Here is an 18,781-nt window from a genome sequence, read left to right as displayed (position 1 = left end):
TTTCGATTCTCGCAAGACAGTCAGTCACTGAGCAGACGCCCGTGGCGCAGCGCAGTGCGCCCCGCCACTTTGGCCAGCCAGAAACCCGGTTGAGCATAGCGAAGCCGCTCGATGGCGAATAACACACCGGCAGTATTCGCACAGATGGTGCTGACCCGATCGGACAACGGATCGATGACTTCGAACAGCGGATCGCCGACCTCGACCCAGCTACCGGCAGCACGCAGGAACGTCACCACGCCGGGATGAGGCGCATACAGCAACTCGGTGCCCTCGAACGGCATGCCCTCGCAGGCCTCCCGCTCAGGCTTTGGCCAGTCGCCATTGATAAAGCCCTGTTCGGCCAGGAACGCCAGGATGCCTTCGGCATGGGCCTCGGCGTCAGCCTTGCCGGTATCGGCCTGACCACCCAGCTCGATGGTCGTGGCCAGACAGGCCAGGGGAATCTGCGCTTCGGGGAAGATCCGCGACAGACGCAGCCAGGGCAGCGAACAGGCCTCGTCAAAGGAGCTGCCACCGGAATCCTCGGCCAGCAGCGCGACCTTGATATCCAGATGCGCCGACAGCGAACGCCACTGCGGCCATTGCTGCGGCAAGGCATACATGTGAATAGCGGCATCGGCATCGCAATGCAGATCAAGCACGACATCGGCGACGCAGGCGTGACTGAGTAAAAGACGCTGCATGGCTTGCAGCTCGCCTTGAGGAGCAGGCAGGCGATCGAGCGCAGCCGTCATGGCCTGACGAATCAGTTGAGTATTGGCCCGTGGATCGTCACCCAGTTGCCCTTCCAGCAACTCGGCAACAGGTTCGCTCAACTCGGTGAAATCGCGGTTGAAGTTCTTGCCGCTGCCAAACTCGAAACGTCCCTGGTGAGCGCCTTGCAGCAATTGCCCCAGGCCCAGGGGGTTGGCCACCGGCACCAGTTCGATAACACCTTTGAGCGCGCCCTGTTCTTCAAGCTGACCCAGGCGTTTTTTCAACTCCCAGGCCGTACGCATGCCCGGCAACTCGTCAGCGTGCAGGCTGGCCTGGATGTAAGCCTTGCGCTCGCCGCTGCCGAAACGAAACACACTCAGTTGACGCTCGGTGCCGAGGTTGCCCCACGGCAATACATGATCGATTCTTTGCATGTCAGACCTTCCGCGGAGCCAGGTAGCCCAGCCAGCGACGCTCCGCCAGCTTGAACAACCGCACCAGAATGAATGTCAGGCACAAATAGAAAACGCCTGCGGTTATATAAGCCTCGAAAGGCAGGTAGTACTGAGCATTGACCGTGCGGGCAGCACCGGTAATGTCGATAAGGGTCACGATGGACGCCAGACTGGTGGTCTGCAGCATCATGATGACTTCATTGCTGTATTGCGGCAGCGCACGACGCAGCGCGGAAGGCAGCAGAATGCGGCGATACATCTTGAGCGGCGACATGCCCATGGCCCTGGCTGCTTCGATTTCACCAGCCGGTGTTGCCTTGAGACTGCCGGCAATGATCTCGGCCGTATAGGCGCTGGTATTGATGGCAAATGCCAGACAGGCGCAGAAGCTGGCACTGGACAGCAATGGCCAGAGAGCACTCTCGCGCACCGCTTCAAACTGTGCCAGCCCGTAGTAGATCAGGAACAGTTGCACCAGCATCGGCGTGCCGCGAATCACGTAGGTGTACAGCCAGGCAGGGAAGTTGACCCAGCGGCGTTTCGAGACCCGCATCAGGCCCAGGGGCAATGCCGCCAGCAGGCCGAATGCCAGGGAAATACCGAGCAGTTTCAAGGTCACCAGCAAGCCGCCAAAGTACAGCGGCAGGCTTTCCCAGACGACGTTGTAGTCGAAAATCATAGGTCAGCCGCCTTTACGCCCACGGAGTAGCGTTTTTCCAGATAACGCAAGGCGAGCAGCGAGACACTGGTAATCACCAGATACATCGCAGCAACCGCCAGGAAAAAGGTGAAGGGTTCGCGGGTGGCATCTGCCGCCTGCTTGGCCTTGAACATCATGTCTTGCAGACCGACCACGGAAATAAGCGCGGTCGCCTTGGTGAGTACCAGCCAGTTATTGGTGAAACCGGGGATCGCGAGGCGAATCATCTGCGGCACCAGTATCCGGAAAAACACCTTCAGGCGGCTCATGCCGTAGGCCATGCCAGCCTCGGCCTGCCCTTTCGGAATGCCCATGAAGGCACCGCGAAAGGTTTCGGAAAGGTAGGCACCGAAAATGAACCCCAGCGTGCCGATACCGGCCAGCAACGGGTTGAGGTCGATGTAGTCATCGAAGCCCAGCAAGGGCGCGACACGGTTGATCAGGTCCTGCCCGCCGTAGAAGATCAGCAGAATCAGCACCAGATCGGGAATACCGCGAACCACCGTGCAGTACAGATCGCCCAGCCACGCCAGCCAGCGCAGCGGCGACAGACGCAACGCCACACCAATCAGACCGAGAATGATCGCCAGGGCCATCGATGACAGAGCCAACTGCAAGGTCAGCCCGGCACCTTCGAGGATTACAGCCCCGTAGCCTTTCAACATGTTTGTGCGGTCCTCAAGCGTGGGTATAAAAAATGGCGCAATCCAGGCTGCCCTGTTTGCGCCATCCAGATCAGGAACCTGACGTTACTTGCCGTAGATATCGAAATCGAAGTACTTGTCCTGGATTGCCTTGTACTTGCCGTTGGCACGAATCGCGGCGATGGCGGCATTGAGACGGTCCAGATTGGCCTTGTCACCCTTGCGAACAGCGATACCGATGCCTTCACCGAAGTATTTCGGATCGGTGAACGAAGGACCGGTGAAAGCATAGCCCTTGCCGGCGTCGGTTTTCAGGAAGCCGTCCTGCAACAGGGTGGCATCAGCCACGGTGCCATCCAGGCGACCTGCGGTGATATCCAGATAGATTTCGTTCTGGGAACCGTAAGGCGTGACCTCTGCACCCAGCGGTGCCAGGACTTCGCGAGCGAAGCGCTCGTGGATCGAACCACGCTGCACACCGACCTTCTTGCCCTTGAGTTCAGCGAGGCTGTCGCTGACTTTCGTGCCGTCCTTCATCACCAGACGAGCCGGGGAATTGTAGTATTTGCCGGTGAAGTCCACGGACTTCTTGCGATCATCCGTAATGGACATCGAAGACAGGATCGCGTCGATCTTGCGTACCTTGAGCGCCGGGATCAGGCCATCGAATTCCTGCTCGACCCAGGTGCACTTGACCTTCATTTCTTCACAAAGTGCATTACCGATGTCGTAGTCGAAACCCACGATGCTGCCATCCGGTGCCTTGGAGGCGAACGGAGGGTAAGCGGCTTCGATACCGATCTTGAGCGGTTTTTCATCGGCGAAAACCGGCTGGGCAAGCACAGACAACGCCAGCGCGCCAAGAAGCATGAGCTTTTTCATTTACAGGACTCCATCGATGAAACACGACAAATGGCAAAGTGAGCGGTAGCCCAAGATGCGAAAGAACAATCCGGAGAGAGCGACGCCAGACAACTGATACCGAAATTCCGGTCAGAGGACCCCTGACAAGTGAGGGGCATTTTAGCGGCAGGTACGAAGTCGATATTTCTTCAATGCGACAACTAGTTACAGATGCATCGAGAAAACCGCACCAACCCATTGACTTGGCAAAAACTTCATGATCTTGAAAAATCAAGAAAAGCAGTTGATGCAGCAAAAAGCGCGCCCATTATTGGCAAAGCCTTCTGATACGGCAAGTCCAGCATCACATACGACTGACAAAGCGCTGAGAAATGCACCGAAATCCTACAAATGCCCATCATCTCGTCCCACAAAGAAGCATGCCCTAACACAGCCTGGGTGATCGGGTAACACATCGATATATATCCCTTTTCAAAAGGGTGCGCGCCAGCCTCCAGAGAGCGCACGGTCACTTTTCAGAAAGCAGACATGAAAACGCCCCGTACCGGACGGGGCGTTTCGGTGAATCAAAGGATCATGCCGCACTCATGGTCTTGTGAGTATCGACCAGATGCTGAACCACGCCAGGGTCGGCCAGGGTCGAGATATCGCCCAGCGCATCGTACTCACCGGTTGCGATCTTGCGCAGGATCCGACGCATGATCTTGCCCGAACGGGTTTTCGGAAGCCCCGGTGCCCACTGGATAAAGTCAGGCGAGGCAATCGGACCGATTTCCTTGCGCACCCAGTTGCGCAGTTCGATACGCAGCGCTTCGTCCGGCACCTCACCTGCATTGAGGGTGACGTAGACGTAGATGCCCTGCCCTTTCAGATCATGAGGCACACCCACCACAGCGGCTTCGGCGACTTTCGGGTGCGCAACCATCGCGCTCTCGATTTCGGCGGTGCCCATGCGGTGACCGGAAACGTTGAGCACATCGTCCACGCGCCCGGTGATCCAGTAGTAGCCGTCTTCATCGCGACGGGCGCCGTCACCCGTGAAGTACATGCCACGGAAGGTCTTGAAGTAGGTATCGACGAAGCGGTCATGGTCGCCATACAGCGAACGTGACTGACCTGGCCAGGAGTCCAGAATCACCAGATTCCCTTCAGCGGCACCTTCGATCAGGTTGCCCAGGTTATCCACCAGTGCCGGAATCACGCCAAAGAACGGACGTGTCGCCGAACCTGGTTTCAGGGCCGTTGCGCCGGGCAACGGACTGATCAGGATGCCGCCGGTTTCGGTCTGCCACCAGGTATCGACAATCGGGCAGTTCTGCTTGCCAACAGTGTCGTAGTACCAGCCCCAGGCTTCAGGGTTGATCGGCTCGCCCACCGAACCCAGCAGACGCAGGCTGGAGCCATCGGCGCCCTCCATCGACTTGGTACCTTCGGCCATCATGGCGCGAATCGCGGTCGGAGCGGTGTAAAGAATATTGACCTTGTGCTTGTCGACGACCTTCGACAGGCGCGTGATATCCGGATAGTTCGGCACGCCTTCGAACAACAGGGTGGTCGCGCCATTGGCCAGCGGACCATAGACGATATAGCTGTGGCCAGTGACCCAGCCCACGTCTGCCGTGCACCAGTAGATTTCGCCCGGCTTGTAATCGAACACGCGCTCGTGGGTCAGCGCGGCATACAGAAGATAGCCGGCCGTGGTGTGCAGCACACCCTTGGGTTTGCCGGTAGAACCGGAGGTATAAAGGATGAACAGCGACTCTTCGGCACCCATTTCTTTCGGCGCGCAGGTGCTCGATGCCACTTCCAGCAGCGCGTGGTACCAGATGTCGCGGTGACGGTTCCACTCGATCTCGCCACCGGTGCGTTTGCAGACGATGACCTTCTGCACACTGCTGGTTTCAGGGTTGGTCAGCGCGCGGTCGACGTTGGCCTTGAGCGGGGTTTTCTTGCCGCCGCGCAGACCTTCGTCGGCGGTGATGACGACCTTGGAATGGCAGTCGATGATCCGGCCGGCCAATGCTTCTGGCGAGAAGCCGCCGAACACCACCGAGTGAATCGCACCGATCCGGGCACAGGCCAGCATGGCGACCACAGCCTCGGGGATCATGGGCATATAGATGGTGACGACATCACCGCGATGCACATCCTGGCCGCGCAAGGCGTTGGCGAACTTGCAGACTTCCTCATGCAGTTCGCGGTAGGTGATGTTGCGGTGTTCGGAAGGATCATCGCCTTCCCAGATGATTGCGATGCTGTCGCCACGCTCTTCGAGATGGCGGTCCAGACAGTTGTAAGCGACGTTCAGTGTGCCGTCGGCAAACCATTTGATATCGACACGGTGATCGTCGAAGGAGGTCTGCTTGACGTGGGTGAAGGGTTTTATCCAATCGAGGCGCTCGGCCTGCTCGCGCCAGAAACCATCCGGGTTGACCACGGACTGTTGGTACATGGCCTTGTAGGTCGCCTCGTCGGTCAGCGTGTTCGCTGCGACTTCTGGACGCACGGGGTACAGAGAAGCTGCACTCATCTTGGATACCTCGGTGGAATAGTTGTTGTTTTATGACTCTGTTGTATCCCGCCATATCTTGTGGGGCCATTCGACGATGGTCTTACCGCTTTACTCTTTCACACTCCCCTACGCAAGGGGGACACGCCAAAGAAAAGGCTGATAACCCGGTGTCGCCGCCAAGGCAATCAGGCTACCCTGTAAAAAAACAATAACTCCCCTGGGAGGTCAGCATGAGCCAGACGCAATACGTGGCCCGTGAACCCGACGACAAAGGCTTCATCGATTATCCACCTGCCGAACACGCAGTCTGGAACACCCTGATCACCCGTCAGATGAAGGTGATCGAGAACCGTGCCTGCCAGGAATATCTGGACGGTATCGCACAGTTGAACCTGCCCCACGATCGCATTCCGCAACTGGGCGAGATCAACAAGGTGCTGGGCGCCACCACCGGCTGGCAGGTCGAGCGGGTTCCGGCATTGATTCCCTTCCAGACTTTCTTCGAGCTGCTGGCCAGCAAACGCTTTCCGGTGGCAACCTTCATCCGCACCCCGGAAGAACTCGACTACCTGCAGGAACCCGACATCTTCCACGAGATATTCGGCCACTGCCCGCTACTGACCAATCCCTGGTTCGCCGAATTCACCCACACCTACGGCAAGCTGGGCCTGAGTGCGAGCAAGGAGCAGCGCGTCTATCTGGCGCGACTCTACTGGATGACCATCGAGTTCGGTCTGGTGGATACCGCCCAGGGTCGCAGGATCTATGGTGGCGGCATTCTCTCTTCGCCCAAAGAGGCGGTTTACAGTTTATCCACGGCGCCGGAACATCAGGTTTTCGATCCACTGGAAGCGATGCGTACGCCTTATCGCATCGACATCCTGCAACCCGTGTATTTCGTATTGCCCGAGCTCAAGCGCCTGTTCGAACTTGCCCATGAAGACATCATGGGACTGGTTCACCAGGCCACGCAGCTGGGCCTGCATTCACCCAAATTCGAACCACGGCCGCCCACCCGAAACCATGCGGCCTGAACAGGAGTCCTGGCATGTCATCTCTCAACCAAGCCCATTGCGAAGCCTGCCGAGCTGATGCTCCGCAGGTCAGCGAAGCCGAACTGGCCGAGCTGATCAAACAGATCCCCGACTGGAACATAGAAGTACGCGACAGCGTGATGCAGCTGGAAAAGGTCTATCTCTTCAAGAATTTCAGATTCGCCCTGGCTTTCACCAATGCGGTGGGTGCCATTGCCGAAGCCGAAGGTCATCACCCGGGGCTGCTGACCGAATGGGGCAAGGTGACCGTGACCTGGTGGAGCCATTCGATCAAGGGGCTGCATCGCAACGACTTCATCATGGCTGCCCGTACCGATCAGGTGGCGCAGGACGCCGAGGGCCGCAAGTAAGGGTTTTTCCAGCATCGAAGCGCCTCGCACGGGACACTGAAAATCGTTTTTTGTTTCACCAAAGGACGAACGGATTGAAAAAAATATCCGGTTTGTCATTTTCAGTGTTGTATCCTGCAGAAGCTTTTTAAAGCACGGTTCAATCTGCAAACCCTTGTGAGGCGACGACGATGCATGAAATTCCAAACTTCCCCTTCCCAAGTCAACAGGAACCAAAGCAGTCTCCCCTGGCTCAACAGGAGCTTGGTCAAACTGCCGCAATGAAAGCAGCATCGCTGGCTCAAACCAGCCAAAAAGCCCGACGCAAAGACTGAAGGCAACTGTTTTCAGGCGTATGGAAGCCGGTCTGACCAGGTTTCGATACGCCTGAAAAACCAACACAAGAAAGCGGATTCATGACCGACTTCACCGAACACCAGGCCAAAGCCCTCATTGGCGCAGCCGAAAAGATGATCGATATCTGGGAACGCCTCAGCCCGGAGAAACAGAGCGCCCTGCTCGCACGTTTCGGTACCCAGGAAAACGCCCTGGCCGCCTTGATCACCACCCAGCTTGTAGGCTCCAGCAAAGGCTGAACGTCTACGCCTGCACTTTAAATTTCGCTTTTATCCCCTGCATCGCTTGCTGGATCGTTATCATGGCAACTTCGAAAGCTTGCTAAGGGTTTGACCTGCACCTTTCGCCAACCCGCTGCCAGAAGGGTCCGCTACTCCCATGTCCCAGATACAAGACACACCGCCTTTGAAGGTGACGTTGCAGGTCGCTTCAATCGTGGTTTTCACGTTTATCGGCTACCTGAACATTGGTATCCCTCTCGCGGTTCTGCCGGGCTATGTCCACACCGATCTGGGCTTCGGCGCGATAACCGCCGGGCTGGTGATCAGCGTGCAGTATCTGGCGACACTGGTCAGCAGGCCCTGGGCGGGGCGCATCATCGATAACCTGGGCTGCAAGAAAGCCGTGCAGTACGGTCTGGCAGGATGCGGACTCAGTGGCGTCTTCATGCTGTTGCCCATCGGCATGCCCAACTGGCCTGTTGCGAGCCTGATCAGCCTGTTTGTCGGCCGTATTCTGCTGGGCAGCGCGGAGAGTCTTGTGGGCTCCGGCTCCATTGGCTGGGGCATCGGCCGGGTTGGCGCACACAACACCGCCAAGGTCATTTCCTGGAACGGCATCGCCAGCTATGGCGCCTTGGCGATTGGCGCTCCACTGGGTGTATGGCTGGTCAAATCCCTGGGCCTGTGGACCATGGGCGTCAGCATCATTGCCCTGTCCTCGTTCGGCCTGTTGCTGACCCTGAAAAAACAGGCAGCCCCTATCGTGCAGGGCGAACGCATGGCGTTTACCCACGTACTGAAGCTGGTTTTCCCTCACGGGATGGGCCTGGCGCTGGGCGCTATCGGGTTCGGCACCATCGCGACTTTCATCACCCTGTATTACGCCAGCAATAACTGGCCCGATGCGGTCTTGTGCCTGAGTCTGTTCGGCGCCTGCTTCATCATCGCGCGCCTGCTGTTCGGCAACCTCATCAATCGCCTGGGCGGCTTTCGCGTGGCCATTGCCTGCCTGTCGGTGGAAAGCCTGGGCCTGTTGCTGCTCTGGATCGCGCCCAACCCAAGCCTTGCGCTGGCGGGCGCCGCCTTGAGCGGTTTCGGGTTCTCACTGGTATTTCCGGCGCTGGGGGTAGAAGCCGTGAATCTGGTCCCGGCATCCAGTCGTGGCGCAGCGGTTGGTGCCTATTCGCTGTTCGTTGATCTGTCTCTGGGGATTACCGGCCCGCTGGCCGGCGCCATTGCAGCCGGATTCGGCTTTGTCTCGATCTTCCTGTTCGCTGCGCTGGCGTCCCTGAGCGGGCTGCTCCTGAGCATCTATCTGTATAAACAGGCGCAGGTGATGCGCGAACAGAAAAACCTCAACGCCTCTTAGAAATCCACCTTGCCGCGCCCGGCCTTTATCGAGCCTCGCTTGCTCTTGGAATCCAGGCGCCGGGTCTTGGAACCCAGCGTCGGCTTGGTCGGACGGCGCTTCTTTTCGACCTTGGTGGCGCTGACGATCAACTCGCTCAAACGCAGCAACGCATCAGCCCGGTTCTGTTCCTGGGTACGGTAATGCTGCGCCTTGATCACGATCACCCCGTCACCGGTAATGCGGCTGTCGCGCAGGGCCAGCAAGCGCTCCTTGTAGAACGGCGGCAGCGACGAAGCGTTGATGTCGAAACGCAAATGCACCGCACTCGACACCTTGTTGACGTTCTGCCCACCCGCGCCTTGCGCACGAATGGCTGTCCACTCGATCTCGGCATCCGGCAGGTGAACATTGTTGGAGATGATTAGCATTGGGTTCTCGTGGCAATTGCAGAGAGCATCTTACTCGCGTTCAAAAGATCACTTAACCCTCTGCATTGATCAATCTGATTCATGACCTTATGCAACCTTGCAGGCTTTTCAGGCTCATGAGCAATCGGGGTATGCTGCCGGGCCGGGAGGAGCCCGGAACCACACAAGAGAGCCATCGATGATCAGGGATTTCGCACTGCGCGACTATTTCAGCGGACTGCTGGCATTCATTGCCGTGGCCCGCGAGCGCAGTTTCACCCGTGGCGCCGCACAACTGGGCCTCTCACAATCGGCCGTCAGCCATGCAGTACGCGGCCTGGAAACCTCTCTTGGCGTACGCCTGCTGGCGCGCAATACCCGCACCGTCATCCCCACCGAGGCCGGTGAGCGGCTGCTGAAAAACGTCGCCCCGCAGTTCGAGGAAATCGATGCAGAACTGGCGTCACTTCAGGCACAAAGGGACACCCCGACCGGCACGATCCGTATCACGGCCTCCGACCATGCCATCCGCAGCGTGTTGTCAGCAAAACTGAAGAAATTCTTGCCCAAGTATCCCGCCATCAAGGTAGAAATCGTCTCCGAAAACCAGATAGTGGACATCGCGGCGCAGCGCTACGACGCCGGTGTCCGACTCGGCGAACACCTTGATCAGGACATGATTGCAGTCCGCATCAGCCCCGATATCCGCTTTGCGGTAGTGGCCACCAAGGCTTACTTCGCCCGGCACCCTGTCCCCCAGACGCCCGGCGACTTGGTCGACCAGAACTGCATCAACATCCGGCTCGCGACCCACGGTGGGTTGTGGCCCTGGGAATTCGAACGGGAAGGCAGCCAGCTCAACGTGCGCGTCGACGGCCAGCTTGTCTATAACAGCACTCATGAAGTGCTGGACGCAGTGATTGCCGGCCTTGGCCTGGCCTACATCCCGGAAGACATGGCCCGCCCTTACATCCGCTCCGGACACCTCATCCAGTGCCTGGAAGAGTGGTGCCCGTTCTGGTCGGGATTTCACCTCTACTACCCCAGCCGCAGACAGCCTTCAGGGGCGATGTCGTTGCTGATTGCGGAGTTGAGGCATGAAAGCAGCGACAAGTTGTAAGCTGCAAGCGGCAAGCTAGAAGCTTTTGGCTTGAGGCTTGCCGCTTAAAGCTTGCAACTTTCCTCATACTGCTTCGCTATAGCCACCGACGCCTCTCTGGGCAATGGCACATTGTTCTTGGCAGCAAGAATTTCGGCCATGACGCTGACAGCAATTTCCGCCGGGGTTTTGCTGCCGATATAGACGCCAATAGGGCCGCGCAGGCGCTGCAATGACGCCTCGGTTTCGCCAAAGTGGGTCATCAGCCGCTCTCTGCGACTCTGGTTGTTGCGCCGCGAGCCGATTGCGCCAATGTAAAACGCCTGACTTTTCAGGGCCTCCAGCAGCGCAAGGTCATCCAGCTTGGGGTCGTGGCTGAGGGCGATAATGCAGGTCCGAAGATCGGGGCGAAACGCGGCCACCACATCGTCAGGCATGCCGCTGCTCTTCTCCACGCCTGGCACAGCCCAGGTATCCATGTATTCGATGCGCGGATCGCACACGGTTACCTTGAAGCCATTGAACAACGCCATGATCGAGACATATTCGGCCAGGGCACCAGCACCGATCAGCAGCATGCGATAGCCGGGACCCAGGGTATTGACCAGGCAATCACCATCGAACCTGAGTTCTTCGGGGACAAGCGTTGTCTCCAGGCTCACGCTGCCATCGGCGAGGTTCAGAATACGTTGCACCAGAGAACCCTGCTCAAGCCGGGTAACCAGTTGCTCAAGGGTTTGCAGCAGAGGACTGAATTCCAGGACCAGCTCCAGCGTACCGCCACAAGGCAGCCCGAACCGGTGAGCCTCGTCGGCACTGACGCCATAACGCACCACTTCAGGCGGCGTCAGGGGAAGACTACCCGCACTGTAAGCCGTGGTGTAACGGTGGATCAGGTCGTCCTCGATGCAACCACCGGACACACTGCCAACGGCCCGGCCATCATCACGGAGCACCATCATTGAGCCGACAGGCCGGGGCGATGAACCCCAGGTACGCACCACGGTGGCCAGCAGAACCCTGTGACCGCTGGCAAGCCAGTCACAGGCCGTGCGCAATACCAGGACATCAATACTCGCCATGATCAACGTCCTGTCCATTCAAGATGCGGCGAAAAGCCTGGTCCATGTGTGTACTCAGCGGTAAATACGAAAAGCGGACAGGACTGCAATCAGCACCCTGCCCTTTGCGGGTCATGACTCATTAAAAGGCCGGGATGCCTCCGGGAAAAGCCCCTGAAACCGAATAGAGTCATGAGCCCTGTCGATCAATATCGTCCCCATGGATTGAAGCAGAAATACTGCATTCATGAGTGCTGCGGCGCTGTGTCTGTCTTGATACAGTTGCGCGCCTCCCATGCAGAGAATTGATTAATGCCCAAGGAAAACTACAGCGATCTGCTCGCCCTGATTGCAGTTGCGCGCGAACGCAGCTTCACGCGAGCGGCCTCTCAGTTGGGGATTTCTCAATCCATGCTCAGCCATACCATCCAGGGGTTGGAGGCACGGCTGGGCGTGCGCCTTCTGACTCGTACCACCCGCAGTGTTTCGGTAACCGAGGCCGGAGAGCGCTTGCTGCAGACAGTCGAACCGCGCCTCAAGGCCATTGAGTCCGAACTGATCGCCGTGGCCGAGTTCGGTAACACACCTGCTGGCAATATCCGCATCACAGCCACCGACCATGCCATCGATACCCTGCTCTGGCCAAAGCTCGCGCAGATTCTGCCCAAGTATCCGCAAATCAGTGTGGAAATGGTCATCGACTATGGCCTGACCGATATCGTGGCCGAAAACTTCGACTTCGGTGTTCGCCTCGGAGACGGGCTGACCAAGGAAACCGAGGCCGTGCGTATCGCGCCCGACATGCGTCTGGTGATCGTCGGCGCACCGTCTTACCTTGAGTCGCACACAATGCCCGCCCGGCCTCAGGACCTGACGGATCATGAATGCATCAACATGCGCCTGCCGACGCGCGGCGGGCTGTATGCCTGGGAATTGAAGAATGGCGACCACGAGATCAACGTGAGGGTCAAAGGCAAACTGATTTTCAACGGCATCAAGCAGATCCTCAATGCCGCCGTATCCGGCTTCGGGCTGGCCTTTGTGCCCGAAGACATGGCCCAGCCTCATTTCGATGACGGCACCCTGCTCCCGGTACTGGAAAACTGGTGGCCGAGCTTCCCGGGCCTGCACCTCTATTATTCCAGCAAGCGGGAAAAATCACGGGCCATGCAGACCCTCATCGATGAATTGCGTTACGAACAGTAGCCCTATTACTGCAAGCTTTAATCAAACAAGACGTAACATCATGAATTACAAGGGTTAGTGCCGATCAGTCAAGGCACATACAACACTTGTGGGAGGCAGCTTGCTGGCGAAAAAATCCTGAAATCGGCAGATATTCTGCGTCTGTACGTGAAGTCGCCAGCAAGCTGCCTCCCACAAAGTGATTCATTGACCTTAACTGATCGAATGGCGTCATGAGCCAGAGTCATCAAACTGGCCAACTCAAGCTTTCTCGCGCATCTCCAGCAGGCTCAGGCGCAACTCCGAAGGCCGTAGCGGCTTGGACAGCACCGAGACTTTACGGCCCTGCAAGGCTGACTGGACCATTTCCACCTCGCGCCCGGTGACGATCAGGGCCGGAACATCCCAGCCACGATCAGCCCGTATGCTGTCGATGCAGTCCAGACCGTTGGCGGTGGTGCCCAGATCGTAATCGGCAACGATGATGTCGCAATCGGTCGTCAGGCCTTCGGCAGAATTGGCCATCTGCACCTCGCAGCCCCACTTTTCCAGCAGCGCAGCGGTGGCCATCAAGACGTTGCTGTCATCTTCCACCAGGCAGATCTTCACGCCGTTGAGCAGGCTGTCGCCCAGCGTCTTCCTGCGTGCAGGCTGCGCAGGCGCGGCCACCTCTTCAAGCCCGTGAATCGTCACCGTCGTGCCACGATCCACCCGCGAATCGATACCCACCTGCACGCCGAGAATCTGACTGAGCCGCTTGACGATGGACAATCCAAGTCCCACGCCCTCCACGTCCTTGTCACGCTCGTGGCGGATCCGGTAGAACTCGTCGCAGACCTTGGGCAGATGCTCGGCGGCCATGCCACGGCCCTGATCGTGGATGCTGATCGACAGGCCATCCTTGCGTTTACGGACACCGATCAGCACCGGCTGACCGGGAGCATATTTGAGTGCGTTGGAGAGAATGTTCTGGACCATCGTGCTGAGTAGCGTGCCATCGGTCCTGACCCAGCGCCGACAGGCCCGGACCCGCAGCTCGACACCCGCCCAGCGTGCCGCCGCACTGTTTTGCTGGACGATCTCGGCCAGCATCTCGTCCAGGTTCACCATATCCGAGCTGGCCGACACCTTGCCGCTGTCCAGGGTGTAGATATCCAGAATGGAGCGAAACAGTTGCGAAACGTTATGCAGGGAACGATCGATGCTGTCGACCAGTTTGCGCTCATAGTCGCCCAGCGAACTGGAACGCAGGCACGCGGTAAACATGCCGATGGAGTGAATGGGCTGGCGAAGGTCATGACTGGCCTGAGCCAGAAAGCGCTCTTTCTCCCGGTTGGCAACGGTTGCCTGCTCCGAAGCTTCCCGGGCTCTGACCAGCAGGATATGGGCATAGCCCGGCACCAGAATGGTCACCGAAATCAGCATCAGGACCATGAACGGCTGAGACTGCCAATACGGCGTCAATTGGTAAGTGATCAGTATCGAGAGCATCGCCAGCCCCGCGGCAATCGCCAGGTAACGCGAGCCGAAGCGCATGCCGTTACCGAGCGTGACCCAGACCATGACACTGAAGATCGGCAAGGTCGCCTCCCCGCCGACGATCAGCCCGACGGAAATACCGGTGTAGTCATGCAGCATCCCCAGCACACGACGCACCGGATACACGCCTGGATAGCGAACGATGTGCTGGCGCAGGAGCAAGGAAACCACCAGAAAACCCGAGTAGTAGGCAATGATCGGCTCGTACTGAGCGACGTCGAAATTCGGCAGGAAACCGATCGCCCCCACATAGACGATGGCAACCGTGGCAACGATCAGCCTCAATGTCGCCTGATCCAGTTCGGCGTTTTTGCGCTCCTGCATGTTTACTCCTGATTTCAGGCCGGAAAAGTTGAAAACCTTTCCTGAACTTAAAATAAATACTGGCGTCCTAATATCACTTAAAAGGAAACGGTTCGACAATGTCGCCAACCGATAAAGAATCAAGTTAAAGGCGTATCATTTATGATACATATTGTCTCTATCGAGTATGATGAGCGCACTCAAAATTCGGAAGCAGAGGCATGTCGTGCAGAATCATCGTGGCCGACGACCACCCCTTATTTCGTGAAGGCATGCTACGCACCATCGAGCGGTTGCTGCCTGAAGCGATCATCGAGCAAGCCGGTAACCTCAATGAAGTCCTGACCCTTGCACGCTCGGGTGATGAAGTCGATACGCTGATTCTCGACCTGCGCTTTCCCGGCCTGGATTCGATGCAGAATATTGCCGAACTAAGGGACGAATTCCGACGCACATCGATCATAGTTGTTTCAATGATCGATGATATGGAAACCATTTCCCAGGTCATGGCTCATGGTGCCGATGGTTTTATCGGCAAGAACATCGACCCGCTAGAAATAACCGAGTCCATCATCGCCATTCGTCAGGGCGAAGTTGTGGTCAAGTACAAGTCCGAAGGCTCGATTCTGAGCGACTCGACGATCAGCGTTCTCAGTGCGCTCACTTTCCGTCAGAAGCAGGTGCTGGGCTTGGTCGCCGCCGGAAAGACCAACAAGGAAATTGCCAAGGAACTGGGTATCTCGCCTTTCACGGTGCGCATCCATGTGTCCAGCCTGCTCAAGGTGCTTGGCGTATCCACACGTTCTGCCGCCGCGGCGCAGTTCTCCAGCCTCGCCATCAAGTAACTCTTCGCCTCACTGCCAGCCAGGAACCGCGATGTCGATACTCTCCAAATGCAAAGACCTGGAAATGATCCAGGCCCTGCTGCGAATGGCGGTGATCGCCACGTCCGCACTCTATGCGTTGATCATGTTTGCCCTGGACGATATGTCCGAAACCCGGATGTGGGTGATTCTGGCCTATTGCCTGGGCTTCGGTATCGTCGGCACCGGCCTGATCGTGCGCATCGCCCAGCGACCGGGCACGTCCACAAGACGTCGGGTATTCGCACTGGTTCTCGACAATATGGCCGGGATTGTCACCATTACCGTGGGCGGCGAACCGATGTTGCCGGTGTATTCGGTGATGCTCAGCATGACCGTCGGTTACGGCATGCGTTACGGGCGCAACTACCTGTTGCTGGCCACCGGCTTTGCCCTGGCTTCACTGGCGATCATCATCCAGCTCACGCCGTTCCTGCAGGAACACCCCGCTGTCGCGGTGCTGATGATCCTGACCATGCTGGTGCTGCCGCTGTTCGTGTACTTCCTGCTCTCACGCCTGCATATCGCCCTGGAAGAAACCCAGGCAGCCAATGAGGCCAAATCGCGCTTTCTGGCTCAGGCCAGTCATGACCTGCGTCAGCCCATTCACTCCATCAGCCTGTTCACCGCCTGCCTGCGGGACGCGAAACTGGGTATGGACGAGCGCCGTCTGGTGGACAATATCGACCGGGCGCTCAGCGCGGTCGAGCAGCTTTTCCGTTCATTGCTGGACAGCCACACACTCAATCAGGGCGAAGTGACGCCACGCCCGGAAACCGTCGATGTCGATGCACTGCTGAACGATCTGGCCAGCCAGAACAGCGAGGCAGCCAACTGGGCCGGAGTCGAAATCCGCGTGCGCCCCTGCCGACAACATGTCTACAGCGACCCGGCGCTGCTGCGCACACTGTTGCAGAACCTGATCTCCAATGCTTTCAAATATGCTCCCGGCAAACCGATGCTGATCGGCTGCCGACACCATAAGGGCAGACTGAGCATCGGTGTCTATGACCTGGGCCGCGGCATCCCGGCAGAACACCTACCTCATCTGTGCAACGAGTTTTACCGGGTGCGCGAAGAGCGGGATCAGGACATTGAAGGCGTCGGGCTGGGCCTGAGTATCGTCAACCGTATTGCCCGACTCCTGGAACTGAAGGTCAATATCGGCTCGCGCCCCGAGCGTGGCACGGCAGTGGTTATCAGTGGCCTGCAAACCGTAGCCGCAAGCCCTGCCGCACCAACCCTTGATATCGACTGGAACAAGCGTCTGCTGAGCGGTTTGCGCGTCTTGCTGATCGAGGACAACATCAACGTGCTGCAAGCCACTGCCATGCTGCTGCGCAAATGGGGCTGCGAAGTGCAGACCGCATCGGCCATCCCCAAGACCCGTGTCGATTGCGACCTTGTGGTCACCGACTTCGACCTTGATCGCAGCGCCACCGGTGCGGACTGCATCGCTTACCTGAGCCAGTTGCACGGTCGACAGATACCCGCCATCGTGATCACCGGCCACGAAATCCAGCACGTTCAACAATCGCTGAACGATCCAGAGATCCCGGTCCTCTCCAAACCCCTGCGCCCGGCAGAACTGCGTTCGCTGCTGTTGAGCTTCAGAATGAGGCTGTTGCGCGCCTCGGCCTGAAGCGCTGCATCAAGACTTTCCCAGATCAGAAGCGGTATGTTGCCCCGACGCCAAACAGACTGGCATCGCTTTGATAAGTGGCACTGTAACTGCCCAGCGCATTGGCACGACTCACATCGACACTTTCTTCCCTGAGGTAAGAGTAAGCCAGATCAAGCGTCAGTTGCGGCGTCACGTTGTAGCCGACGCCCAGGCTGAATATGCGCCGATCCCCGGTCGGTGTACGCGGCGAACGGTTGGTATTGCTGGTCGGCGACTGATCGAACATCAAGCCGGTACGCAACACCCATTGCGGGTTCAACCGGTAAGCGGTGCCGATGGCATAGGCCCAGGTGTCGTGCCAGTTCAGGCCTTCCTGGATCGAACCGGTCAAGGCCGAGGCCAGCGAGCCACCTTGCGCAGCGGAAATCGGCTGATTACGCAGACTCAGGTCCTGCAGGCGACTCCAGCCTGTCCAGGTCGCGCTGGCATAAAGCGTCCAGGCATCGCTCAGTTCCTGAGTGACCGAAAAATCGTAGGACTCGGGCGTGGTCACTTTCAGGGTGCAGTCATAACGATTGCTGGCCAGTAACAGCGGCGGGGTTCCGGCCCCCGTAGCCACCTGGGTGTGGCAATCCAGTTTGTAGTCCACTTTGGAGTGGTAGGTCAGCCCGACCCGAGTGGTATCGGTCGCATTGAACAATACGCCGACATTGAAGCCAAGGGCCGTATCGTCGCCCTTGACCTTCACATGGGTGTCGGGAATCGCCGGGCTGAGGGTAATGTCAGACTCCAGGGTGCCCGCAATCCGGTTCAAGGTCGGCCCGAAGCCAATCGACAGCCTGTCATTGAAGGCGTAACTGATGGTGGGTTGCAAGGTCACGACCTTGATGTCGCTCTTGCTGGCAAACATGCGGCCCTGAAAACCGTTTTCATAATCGGTCGACAGGCCGAACGGTGCGTAGACGCCGAAGCCGAACGCCCAGTGCTCATCGAGTTGCTGGGTATAGAAACCGAACGGAACGCTGCTGAACGGCACCATGTCGCCGTCATTGCTGCCACTGGAGCGGCCGCTGACATGGCTGATGTCAGTGGACGCATCGATGAACGCCACGCCCGCCGTGATTTGTCGGCCCTCAAGACGAGCCATGCCGGCCGGGTTGCCATAGACCGTACTGGCATCTTCAGCCGCCGACGCACGCCCGGCCTGACCGATCCCCATGCCACTGATACTTTGTTCGGTTCGGGCAAAGCCCCCGGCCAGCAGTTGAGTCGATACAAGGGCAGCGGTGAGGCCAAGGGAGGTCTTGAGCATGGTCATTTCAATTCATGGAACTCGTTATTCGTCAGCGGCGAAACATCGTCACGATGTTCATATTGCCGCCATGGGTCGGCGCCTTGCCGAAAGAGAGTCCATTCATGGCAATCAGAGAAGAGTTCGTGAGGAGATCAGGAATTCGACGCAAGCGGGCAAGGGTATCAGCAGCAAAAAGATCGCTCCATAGTGCACATGTGC

The 18,781-nt window shown here is 58.1% G+C and carries 19 protein-coding genes; 9 read left to right on the top strand and 10 right to left on the bottom strand.

Annotated features, from left to right (window positions below; genetic code table 11):
• Window positions 1-20: 20 nt before the first annotated feature.
• From KQP88_RS06575 to acs, 6 genes are all read right to left on the bottom strand, one after another.
• Window positions 21-1,133 (bottom strand): succinylglutamate desuccinylase/aspartoacylase family protein, encoded by a 1,113-nt coding sequence (locus KQP88_RS06575; protein ID WP_216705143.1) that lies wholly within the window; start codon window positions 1,131-1,133, stop codon window positions 21-23.
• Window position 1,134: 1 nt separating this feature from the next.
• Window positions 1,135-1,833 carry an ABC transporter permease gene (locus KQP88_RS06570; RefSeq protein ID WP_200993518.1) on the bottom strand — a complete coding sequence of 233 codons (699 nt, stop codon included), beginning with the start codon at window positions 1,831-1,833 and terminating at the stop codon, window positions 1,135-1,137.
• Window positions 1,830-2,519 (bottom strand): ABC transporter permease, encoded by a 690-nt coding sequence (locus KQP88_RS06565; RefSeq protein ID WP_216705142.1) that lies wholly within the window; start codon window positions 2,517-2,519, stop codon window positions 1,830-1,832. The genes KQP88_RS06570 and KQP88_RS06565 overlap by 4 nt, the downstream gene beginning before the upstream one ends.
• A gap of 84 nt (window positions 2,520-2,603) precedes the next feature.
• On the bottom strand, window positions 2,604-3,380 hold the full coding sequence (locus KQP88_RS06560; protein WP_216705141.1) for an ABC transporter substrate-binding protein: 777 nt from the start codon (window positions 3,378-3,380) through the stop codon (window positions 2,604-2,606).
• A 236-nt stretch (window positions 3,381-3,616) separates the two neighbouring features.
• A complete protein-coding gene (locus KQP88_RS06555) occupies window positions 3,617-3,868 on the bottom strand; it encodes a hypothetical protein (protein WP_216705140.1) in 252 nt (83 codons plus the stop codon).
• Window positions 3,869-3,936: 68 nt separating this feature from the next.
• Window positions 3,937-5,892 carry an acetate--CoA ligase gene (gene acs / locus KQP88_RS06550; RefSeq protein ID WP_216705139.1) on the bottom strand — a complete coding sequence of 652 codons (1,956 nt, stop codon included), beginning with the start codon at window positions 5,890-5,892 and terminating at the stop codon, window positions 3,937-3,939.
• Window positions 5,893-6,104: 212 nt separating this feature from the next.
• On the opposite strand from acs, the gene phhA reads away from it, so the two are divergent.
• The 4 genes from phhA to KQP88_RS06530 all read left to right on the top strand — a co-directional run bounded on the left by phhA (window position 6,105) and on the right by KQP88_RS06530 (window position 9,205).
• Entirely contained in the window at window positions 6,105-6,908 is an 804-nt protein-coding gene (gene phhA / locus KQP88_RS06545) for a phenylalanine 4-monooxygenase (protein ID WP_200993513.1), read from the top strand.
• 14 nt (window positions 6,909-6,922) lie between these two features.
• On the top strand, window positions 6,923-7,279 hold the full coding sequence (locus KQP88_RS06540) for a 4a-hydroxytetrahydrobiopterin dehydratase (protein WP_025259025.1): 357 nt from the start codon (window positions 6,923-6,925) through the stop codon (window positions 7,277-7,279).
• A 395-nt stretch (window positions 7,280-7,674) separates the two neighbouring features.
• Complete coding sequence (locus tag KQP88_RS06535) at window positions 7,675-7,854, top strand: hypothetical protein (protein WP_025259024.1); 180 nt, start codon at window positions 7,675-7,677, stop codon at window positions 7,852-7,854.
• Window positions 7,855-7,993: 139 nt separating this feature from the next.
• Window positions 7,994-9,205, top strand: a complete 1,212-nt coding sequence (locus KQP88_RS06530; RefSeq protein WP_216705138.1) for an MFS transporter — start codon at window positions 7,994-7,996, stop codon at window positions 9,203-9,205.
• On the opposite strand, the gene arfB is transcribed toward KQP88_RS06530, so the two are convergent.
• A complete protein-coding gene (gene arfB, locus KQP88_RS06525; RefSeq protein WP_216705137.1) occupies window positions 9,202-9,615 on the bottom strand; it encodes an alternative ribosome rescue aminoacyl-tRNA hydrolase ArfB in 414 nt (137 codons plus the stop codon). The genes KQP88_RS06530 and arfB overlap by 4 nt on opposite strands.
• Before the next feature lie 178 nt (window positions 9,616-9,793).
• Here arfB and KQP88_RS06520 point away from each other — a divergent pair, with 178 nt between their 5' ends.
• Window positions 9,794-10,714, top strand: coding sequence for a LysR family transcriptional regulator (locus tag KQP88_RS06520; RefSeq protein WP_216705136.1), 921 nt, complete (start codon window positions 9,794-9,796; stop codon window positions 10,712-10,714).
• A 44-nt stretch (window positions 10,715-10,758) separates the two neighbouring features.
• On the opposite strand, the gene KQP88_RS06515 is transcribed toward KQP88_RS06520, so the two are convergent.
• Window positions 10,759-11,775: an XdhC family protein gene (locus KQP88_RS06515; RefSeq protein ID WP_200993510.1), complete on the bottom strand. Its 1,017-nt coding sequence runs from the start codon at window positions 11,773-11,775 to the stop codon at window positions 10,759-10,761.
• Window positions 11,776-12,066: 291 nt separating this feature from the next.
• Between KQP88_RS06515 and KQP88_RS06510 the strand changes: the two genes are divergently transcribed.
• Entirely contained in the window at window positions 12,067-12,960 is an 894-nt protein-coding gene (locus tag KQP88_RS06510) for a LysR family transcriptional regulator (protein ID WP_200993509.1), read from the top strand.
• A gap of 240 nt (window positions 12,961-13,200) precedes the next feature.
• Here KQP88_RS06510 and KQP88_RS06505 read toward each other — a convergent pair whose 3' ends face one another.
• Window positions 13,201-14,802, bottom strand: a complete 1,602-nt coding sequence (locus KQP88_RS06505; protein ID WP_216705135.1) for an ATP-binding response regulator — start codon at window positions 14,800-14,802, stop codon at window positions 13,201-13,203.
• 200 nt (window positions 14,803-15,002) lie between these two features.
• On the opposite strand from KQP88_RS06505, the gene KQP88_RS06500 reads away from it, so the two are divergent.
• Both KQP88_RS06500 and KQP88_RS06495 read left to right on the top strand, forming a co-directional pair.
• Window positions 15,003-15,626, top strand: coding sequence for a response regulator (locus tag KQP88_RS06500; protein WP_200993507.1), 624 nt, complete (start codon window positions 15,003-15,005; stop codon window positions 15,624-15,626).
• A gap of 64 nt (window positions 15,627-15,690) precedes the next feature.
• On the top strand, window positions 15,691-17,286 hold the full coding sequence (locus KQP88_RS06495; RefSeq protein WP_216705902.1) for an ATP-binding response regulator: 1,596 nt from the start codon (window positions 15,691-15,693) through the stop codon (window positions 17,284-17,286).
• Window positions 17,287-17,311: 25 nt separating this feature from the next.
• Here the strand turns inward: KQP88_RS06495 and KQP88_RS06490 are convergent, their stop codons facing one another.
• Entirely contained in the window at window positions 17,312-18,580 is a 1,269-nt protein-coding gene (locus tag KQP88_RS06490; protein ID WP_216705134.1) for an OmpP1/FadL family transporter, read from the bottom strand.
• Between KQP88_RS06490 and KQP88_RS06485 the strand changes: the two genes are divergently transcribed.
• Window positions 18,579-18,770: a hypothetical protein gene (locus KQP88_RS06485; RefSeq protein ID WP_216705133.1), complete on the top strand. Its 192-nt coding sequence runs from the start codon at window positions 18,579-18,581 to the stop codon at window positions 18,768-18,770. The two genes, KQP88_RS06490 and KQP88_RS06485, sit on opposite strands and share 2 nt — an antisense overlap.
• Window positions 18,771-18,781: the final 11 nt, after the last annotated feature.

The organism is Pseudomonas lijiangensis (assembly GCF_018968705.1).
Taxonomy (GTDB): Bacteria; Pseudomonadota; Gammaproteobacteria; order Pseudomonadales; family Pseudomonadaceae; genus Aquipseudomonas; species Aquipseudomonas lijiangensis.
This window is presented reverse-complemented; position numbering and strand designations above follow the sequence as displayed.

Coding starts and splice junctions, on each gene's coding strand:
- acs (WP_216705139.1), bottom strand. CDS start 5,892: ATGAGTGCAGCTTCTCTGTACCCCGTGCGTCCAGAAGTCGCAGCGAAC.
- KQP88_RS06515 (WP_200993510.1), bottom strand. CDS start 11,775: ATGGCGAGTATTGATGTCCTGGTATTGCGCACGGCCTGTGACTGGCTT.
- KQP88_RS06505 (WP_216705135.1), bottom strand. CDS start 14,802: ATGCAGGAGCGCAAAAACGCCGAACTGGATCAGGCGACATTGAGGCTG.
- KQP88_RS06500 (WP_200993507.1), top strand. CDS start 15,003: ATGTCGTGCAGAATCATCGTGGCCGACGACCACCCCTTATTTCGTGAA.
- KQP88_RS06530 (WP_216705138.1), top strand. CDS start 7,994: ATGTCCCAGATACAAGACACACCGCCTTTGAAGGTGACGTTGCAGGTC.
- phhA (WP_200993513.1), top strand. CDS start 6,105: ATGAGCCAGACGCAATACGTGGCCCGTGAACCCGACGACAAAGGCTTC.
- arfB (WP_216705137.1), bottom strand. CDS start 9,615: ATGCTAATCATCTCCAACAATGTTCACCTGCCGGATGCCGAGATCGAG.
- KQP88_RS06575 (WP_216705143.1), bottom strand. CDS start 1,133: ATGCAAAGAATCGATCATGTATTGCCGTGGGGCAACCTCGGCACCGAG.
- KQP88_RS06565 (WP_216705142.1), bottom strand. CDS start 2,519: ATGTTGAAAGGCTACGGGGCTGTAATCCTCGAAGGTGCCGGGCTGACC.
- KQP88_RS06560 (WP_216705141.1), bottom strand. CDS start 3,380: ATGAAAAAGCTCATGCTTCTTGGCGCGCTGGCGTTGTCTGTGCTTGCC.
- KQP88_RS06495 (WP_216705902.1), top strand. CDS start 15,691: ATGATCCAGGCCCTGCTGCGAATGGCGGTGATCGCCACGTCCGCACTC.
- KQP88_RS06520 (WP_216705136.1), top strand. CDS start 9,794: ATGATCAGGGATTTCGCACTGCGCGACTATTTCAGCGGACTGCTGGCA.
- KQP88_RS06540 (WP_025259025.1), top strand. CDS start 6,923: ATGTCATCTCTCAACCAAGCCCATTGCGAAGCCTGCCGAGCTGATGCT.
- KQP88_RS06485 (WP_216705133.1), top strand. CDS start 18,579: ATGGTCATTTCAATTCATGGAACTCGTTATTCGTCAGCGGCGAAACAT.
- KQP88_RS06535 (WP_025259024.1), top strand. CDS start 7,675: ATGACCGACTTCACCGAACACCAGGCCAAAGCCCTCATTGGCGCAGCC.
- KQP88_RS06570 (WP_200993518.1), bottom strand. CDS start 1,833: ATGATTTTCGACTACAACGTCGTCTGGGAAAGCCTGCCGCTGTACTTT.
- KQP88_RS06490 (WP_216705134.1), bottom strand. CDS start 18,580: ATGCTCAAGACCTCCCTTGGCCTCACCGCTGCCCTTGTATCGACTCAA.
- KQP88_RS06510 (WP_200993509.1), top strand. CDS start 12,067: ATGCCCAAGGAAAACTACAGCGATCTGCTCGCCCTGATTGCAGTTGCG.